Source organism: Pseudoxanthobacter sp. (genome assembly GCF_036822375.1).
GTDB lineage: Bacteria > Pseudomonadota > Alphaproteobacteria > Rhizobiales > Segnochrobactraceae > Pseudoxanthobacter.
In genome coordinates this window covers 12,210-18,713 of the sequence record NZ_DAISHT010000005.1, presented here as the reverse complement: position 1 = coordinate 18,713, position 6,504 = coordinate 12,210, and the positions used below count along the sequence as shown (strand labels likewise).

Here is a 6,504-nt window from a genome sequence, read left to right as displayed (position 1 = left end):
GCGGCCGTTCAGCCGGCCGGCGGCCGGCAGATCTCAGGCGCGGGAGAGGTCTCAGGCGCGGCGCCGGCACCGAGCGCCCGGTTGACCTGCGGCAGCACCTCGCCCGCCAGCCGCCCGATAACGGCGGCGACCTCGGCAAACGGCAGGCCGCCGATATCGATCTGCGCCATGAAGCGGTCGTGCCGGAACAGGCTGTGCTCGTAGAGGATCTTGTCGACGATCTCGGCCGGGCTACCGACGAACAGCGGTCCGCGCGGTGCGGCGAGGCGGTCGAAGTCCGGCCGGGTCACTTTCCAGCCGTCGCGGCCTGCCGGCAGATTGTGGCCGATATAACGGGCATAATAGGGAAAGAACGCGTCGCGGGCGCTCCGGCTGTCGCGGCCCACATGGCAATGGCCGGAAATGGCAACTTTCAGGCGGCCGGCGTCGTGTCCGGCAGCGGTGCCGGCGCGGCGGTAGAGATCGATGAAGGGCTGAAAGCGGGCCGGCTCGCCGCCGATATTGGCGAGATTGAGCGGCAGTCCGGCCTGCCCGGCCCGGATGGCGCTGGCGGGCGTTCCGCCCGCGCCGATCCAGATGCGGCCGTCATCGCCGGGAACCGGCGGCGATATCGTGGCCCCGGCAAGGGCGGGACGGAAGCGGCCGTGCCAGTCGGTTGCTCCGCCGCCGGCGAGCCTCAGGAACAGCGCGAGCTTTTCATCATAGAGCGCGTCGTAGTCGTTCAGATCGTAGCCGAACAGCGGGAAGGACTCGATGAAGGCGCCGCGGCCGACGGTGATTTCCGCACGGCCGCCGGACAGCAGGTCGAGCGTCGCGAACTGCTCGGCCACCCGCACCGGATCGTCGGACGACAGGATGGTGACCGCCGTGGTCAGGCGGATCCGCCGGGTCGCAGCCGCCAGCGCCCCCAGCACCACCGAGGGGGCCGATATGGCGTAATCCGGCCGGTGATGCTCGCCGACGCCGAACACGGCGAGGCCGGCCTCGTCGGCCAGCCGCGCCGCCGCCACGATCTCGCCGAGGCGCCGGCGCGCGGCCTCGCCCCCGCCGGTGCCGACCGGCAGGTCGCCGAAGGTGTAAAGTCCGATTTCCATGCCGGCCGGCCCCCGCCCGCGGTGCCTGTCAGGGCTGCAGGCGGCGGATGAAGGCGGCGAAATTCGTCAGCTGCGTGGCGATGAAGTCGCGCGTCGGCTGGTCGGTCAGCTCGCCCGCAGCATCGATCTTGCTGTGAACCGCGCCGATGATGACTTCCGGCTTGTTGAGCGGAATGGCATCGAGGAACACCAGAATCTGGCGCAGGTGGTACTGCGCGCGCACGCCGCCGAGCACGCCCATGGAGGCGCTCTGGATCAGCGCCGGCTTGCCGGCGAACGGCGCCGGGCTGACGCGCGACAGCCAGTCGATGGCATTCTTCAGGAAGCCGGGGATCGAATAGTTATATTCCGGCGTGACGAAGGCCACGGCGTCGGCCGCGCTCACGGCCTGCGCCAGTTCCAGCACCTTGGGCGGAAAGCCCTGTGCCTGCAGGTCGGCATCGTAGTGGGGCAGGTCGCCCAGACCTTCCAGAATGGTGAAGGTCAGCCCTTCCGGCGCCAGCGCCGGCAGGGCGCGCGCGATGGCCGCGTTGTAGGAGCCCTTGCGCAGGCTGCCGACGAACACGACGACATTCAGCGGGCGGGCAGCGGCTTCGGAAGCAACGGCAGTCGACATGGCAGCACCTCGGTGTGGCCGGCCGGGCGCCGCGACGTCAGATCGCGGCGGGCGGGACATTTTGCCTCGCCACATTGCCCGTTCGCGCCGTGGCCGGCAATCGCGCGCCGGTGGCAGAGTCATGCGGGGTTGTCGCAGCAGCCCTGTGGGGCGGCGGGCCGGAACGGGTTTCGGGCAGACGCGGGTTTCGGGTCCGCCCGGGTTCAGGGGTTCAGGGGTTCAGGGGGTCTCGTTTTCGAAGCGCAGCTCGTTCAGCTGTTGCTTCATGCGCATGAAGCGCTTGCGGTGGGCATCGTCGCGCCGCAGCGCCACGGCGGTGGACAGCACGTCCACCACGGCAAGGGCGGCAATGCGCGAGATGGTGGGGGTGTAGATGTTGGTGTTGTCGAGCGTCTCCACCTTGAGCACGATATCGCAATAGCGTGCCAGCGGCGCGTCGCCGCCCATCACCCCGATCACGGTTGCCCCGGTCTCGCGCGCGGTGCGCGCCACCCCGATGATGGAGCGGGTGCGCCCGGTGTTGGAAAAGACGATGGCCACCTGATCCGGGGTCATCATCGAGGCGGCCATGATCTGCTGATGCGAATCGGTCTGCGCCCCACAGGAGATGCCGAACAGCGGAAATTTCTGCTGGGCATCGGCCGCCACGATGCCGGAAGCGCCGTGGCCGAAAAACTCCAGATGGCCGGCCGCCAGAATCGCCTCGACGGCGGCTTCCAGCGCGGCGGGGTCGAGATGGTGGCGGGCCCAGTCGAGGCTGGTAATGGTGTAGTCGAAGATCTTCCCGACGATCTCGCCGAGGGTATCGGAGCCCGACAGCACGGAATGGGTGGCCGGCGTGCCCAGCGCAAGGCTCTGCGCCAGCCGCAGCTTGAAATCCTGAAAACCCTGACAGCCGATGGCGCTGCAGAAGCGGATCACGGTCGGCTGGCTGACGGCGGCGATTTCCGCCGTTTCGGCGACGGTGGCGTTGAGGATGCGGCGCGGATCGGCCAGCACGACATCGGCCACCTTGCGGTCGGAGCGGCGCAGGCCGTCGCGCAGGGTGCGCACCACCTCCAGCACATTTTCCGCCGGACCGCGGACCGGACCGTTCGTCTCTCGGTTCGTCATGCTGTCTCCGTTGCGGGTCCGCCGCGGGCGGATGGCGGGCGCCCCGCCGCGGACCCGCCCCGGAACGCCGTCGTCCGGGGCGCCGTTCATGGTTGCATGCTTTCACGCTCTCGCCGGCAAAGGCAAATCATTCCTGCGCGTCATTCCTGCGCGTTGCGCCGGGGCCGTCAGGCGCGCGGGCGGATCGCAAGGTCGCGGTCGGTGCGGGCCCGCTCCAGCTGCAGCCCGGTCACCTGAGCCGCGCAGGCATCGATGGCGGCGGGATCGGCGGTGTTGAAATCGAACAGGCCATAGTGATGGGCCACCATCGCCGGCGCACCGGCCGCCTGCGCCAGCGCCACGGCCTCGTCGAGGGTGAGGTTGCCCGGCACACCGCCGGCAGCCAGCGCGGCCGAACGCCCGTTGACGGGCAGCAGCACGACATCCGGCCTGAGCGCCGCCACGTCCGCCACCTGTCCGGGGAAGGGAACCGTGTCGCCGGAATGGAAGAGACGCACGCCGTCCATGGCCACGAGATAGCCGAGAAAACGGTGGCAGCCGGCGGCATCGCGCTCCAGCGTCTCGTGGGCGGCGCGGGCGGCGGTGATGGTGACGCCCTCCAGCGGCGTCACCGTTTCGCCGGCATCCAGCAGAATGAGGCGGTCGGCCCCGGCGCCGGTGCGTTTCAGCGCCTCCGCCTGCGCCGCCCGCGGCACCACGAAGCGCAGGGCGGGATTGAGGGCGGCCAGCGGCTGCAGGGTGCCGGGGTCCATGTGGTCGGTGTGCTGGTGGGTGCACAGCACCAGATCGACGCTGCCGAGACCGGCCGGGGAGACGGGCGGCGGCATCATGCGCACATGGGGCCGCGGGGTGCCGCGATATTTCTCCGCCAGCGAATCCGACAGGTAGGGATCGATGACCAGACGGTGCCGGCCGGAGAGCACGAAGCCGGCCTGCCCCAGCCAGAGCAGGCCGACACCGGCCGCCCGCGGGCGGGCAAGGCGCGCGGCCGCCGGCTCGCCGGCAGCGGCGACGCTGCGCACCTCAGCGGCCATCGGCGCCGGCCTCTGCCAGACTTTCCAGCAGGTTCGTCACGGCAATGTCGGTCGCCCGGTCCACGCTCTCGTCGGTGAAGCCGCCGATGTGGCTGGTGGCGATGACGCGCGGGTGACCGGCCAGCGACAGCGCGCGCGGCGGCTCCTGCGGAAAGACGTCGGTGGCGTAGGCGCCGATGCGGCCGCTGTCGAGCCCGGCCAGCATCGCCGGTTCATCGACAAGGCCGGCGCGGGCGGTGTTGACGACGAACGCACCCGGGCGCATGCGCGCGATTTCCGCCTCGCCGATCAGGGCGCGGCCATCTTTGGGCGGCGGGCAGTGCAGGGTCAGGATCTGCGCCCGCTCGATGACCGTGTGCAGGCCGGCATAGCCGAAGCGGTCGGCCGGCAGGCCGAAATCCGGCTGCATGGGATCGAAGGCGATGACCCGGGCGCCGAGGGCGGTGACGAGGCGGGCCACCTCCTGCCCGATGGCGCCGCAGCCGACGAGGCCGATTTCGCGGCCGCGAATTTCGCCGCCGCGCAGCCGCGGCCAGCCGCCGGCCTTGATGCCGGCATTGGCGAGCGGGATGTGGCGCAGGCAGGCGAACATGAGGCCGAGGGCCAGTTCCGCCACGCCGGCCGCATTGGCCCCGGCGGCGGTGCGCACCACGATGCCGCGTTCGGTGATGACATCCATCGGCAGGTTATCGGTGCCGACGCCGTTGCGGCTGATGGCCCGCAGGCGCGCAGACGCGCGGATGACGGCGGGCGAGACCGGCTCCACCCCGGCCAGCCAGCCGACGCACTGCGGCACCAGCCGTGCGAGCTCCGCCTCGTCCGGCTGCCGGCCGGGGGTGGAGCAGACAACCTCGAAGCCGGCGGCCCGCAGCCGGTCGAGCGAGGGGTGGCCGGTGGCCGTGAGCGAGCGCGGCGTGATCAGAACGCGCCCGGCCGCTTCCCGACTGGCGAATGCACCCATGGAAACCTCCTCAGCGCCCGGTCACTTCGGCCGCGATGCGGCTGATGTCGTCGAACTGCGGACCGCTCGTGGCAATGGCGATGCCGAACACCTCGGCGATCACCTGCGTCCAGCCGTGAATGAAATAGGTCCAGCCATCCTCGATCTGCAGGTGGCGGCTTTCCGCCTGCCGGCGGGCCTGATCGAGAAAGATGAGCTCGCCGCGGTAGTTCAGATCCCAGACGATGGCGCGCTCGGGAAACACCACCGCATCGCTCAGCGGCGAGCCCGGCGCATCCTTGCCGAGGCCGGTGGCGTTGATCACCACCGAACCGGGCTTCAGGCCGGCAACCACGGCATCGTTGTCTTCCGGGCGCGGCGCCAGCACATAATCGACCGGCACCGCCGCGTTCAGTTCGCGATGAATGCGGGCAATCTCGTCGAGGCGCTCCTGACTGCGGTTGGAAACCACGATGCGCGCGGGCGCGTCGCCGGCGCGCCCCGGCTGCATCATGTGCCAGGTGAGCGCGATGGTGGAGCCGCCAGCCCCCATGGAGAACAGCTCCGCCCCGGTGCGCGCGAAATGACCGGCCGGAATGAAGCCGTCGAGCGCCAGACCCGACGAGATCGGATCCTTGGCATGGCAGATCAGGCGGCCGTTGCGCTTGGAAAGGCAGCTCGTCTCGCCCATGAACGCGGCATGGGGGTCGATCTCGTCGAACAGGTCGTGGCAGGCCTTGAAGAGGTCGATCTTGTGGGTCGTCACCAGTGCGCCGAGCGACAGCGGATCGCTCTTGATGAATTCCACCGCAGCGCGATAGGCGGCCGGATCGGCATGGATCGGGAAATCCATGCCGGCAATCACGGCGTCGCCGAGGCCCAGATAAGCGGCCCACGCCGGAAACACCTTCATGATCGAGCTTTTGCCCGTGGTCACGCCGATGAAATAGAACGTCGGCCGGGTGGCCGGGGTGAAGGGCGGGGTCATCGGCCACGGGCCTCCAGAAGGGCGCGGGCCTTTTCCACGGCGGCGCGGGCGTTGCGGGTGATGTCGGCGAAGCGGCCTTCGCGGATGTCAGCGGTGCTGGCGATCCAGGTGCCGCCCACGGCGACAACGGCCTTCAGGGCCAGCCAGTCGGTCATGTTGTCCGGGGTGACGCCGCCGGTGGGGATGAAGCGCACGCCGAGATGGGCGAACGGCGCGGCGATGGAGGCGAGCGCCTTCGGGCCGCCGATGGTGCCGGCAGGGAAGAACTTGGCGACACGCACCCCCTGCGCGGTGGCGAGGGACAGGTCGCTTGGCGTCATCACGCCCGGCGCGAAGGGCAGGCCGGCGGCCGCGGCGGCGCCGACGATCTGCGGATCGTAGCCGGGGGCAAGGCCGAAGCGGGCGCCGCTTGTGATGGCGGCCTGCAGCGAGGCGGTGTCGAGCACGGTGCCGGCGCCGACCACCAGTTCCGGCCGCGCCTCGCTCAGCGCGGCCATCACCTCGGCGGCGGCGGCCGTGCGGAAGGTGATTTCGGCAATCGGCAGCCCGCCTTCCAGCAGGGCATCGGCAAGGGGCACGGCATCGGCCGCCGATTCGATGGCGATCACCGGCACGACGCCGACAGCGGCAATGGTTTCAAAGGGATGGGTCACGGCTGCGGATCCTGAATCGGGCACCGGAAGGGCCGGTGCGGGGCAGGTCGGGGAAGCAGGTCGGGG

General features: G+C 70.4%; 7 protein-coding genes. All 7 read right to left on the bottom strand.

Features of this window, described 5'->3' with window-relative positions:
- Positions 1 to 8: 8 nt before the first annotated feature.
- A complete protein-coding gene (locus V7067_RS01365; RefSeq protein ID WP_334174072.1) occupies positions 9 to 1,094 on the bottom strand; it encodes an LLM class flavin-dependent oxidoreductase in 1,086 nt (361 codons plus the stop codon).
- A 28-nt stretch (positions 1,095 to 1,122) separates the two neighbouring features.
- Positions 1,123 to 1,710, bottom strand: a complete 588-nt coding sequence (locus V7067_RS01360) for an NADPH-dependent FMN reductase (protein ID WP_334174071.1) — start codon at positions 1,708 to 1,710, stop codon at positions 1,123 to 1,125.
- A 219-nt stretch (positions 1,711 to 1,929) separates the two neighbouring features.
- Positions 1,930 to 2,823 carry an SIS domain-containing protein gene (locus tag V7067_RS01355; protein ID WP_334174070.1) on the bottom strand — a complete coding sequence of 298 codons (894 nt, stop codon included), beginning with the start codon at positions 2,821 to 2,823 and terminating at the stop codon, positions 1,930 to 1,932.
- 167 nt (positions 2,824 to 2,990) lie between these two features.
- On the bottom strand, positions 2,991 to 3,857 hold the full coding sequence (locus V7067_RS01350; protein ID WP_334174069.1) for an MBL fold metallo-hydrolase: 867 nt from the start codon (positions 3,855 to 3,857) through the stop codon (positions 2,991 to 2,993).
- Positions 3,847 to 4,818 carry a phosphoglycerate dehydrogenase gene (locus V7067_RS01345; protein WP_334174068.1) on the bottom strand — a complete coding sequence of 324 codons (972 nt, stop codon included), beginning with the start codon at positions 4,816 to 4,818 and terminating at the stop codon, positions 3,847 to 3,849. The genes V7067_RS01350 and V7067_RS01345 overlap by 11 nt, the downstream gene beginning before the upstream one ends.
- Before the next feature lie 10 nt (positions 4,819 to 4,828).
- Positions 4,829 to 5,785 carry a shikimate dehydrogenase gene (locus V7067_RS01340; protein WP_334174067.1) on the bottom strand — a complete coding sequence of 319 codons (957 nt, stop codon included), beginning with the start codon at positions 5,783 to 5,785 and terminating at the stop codon, positions 4,829 to 4,831.
- Positions 5,782 to 6,438 carry a bifunctional 4-hydroxy-2-oxoglutarate aldolase/2-dehydro-3-deoxy-phosphogluconate aldolase gene (eda, locus tag V7067_RS01335; RefSeq protein ID WP_334174066.1) on the bottom strand — a complete coding sequence of 219 codons (657 nt, stop codon included), beginning with the start codon at positions 6,436 to 6,438 and terminating at the stop codon, positions 5,782 to 5,784. The genes V7067_RS01340 and eda overlap by 4 nt, the downstream gene beginning before the upstream one ends.
- Positions 6,439 to 6,504 lie beyond the last annotated feature (66 nt).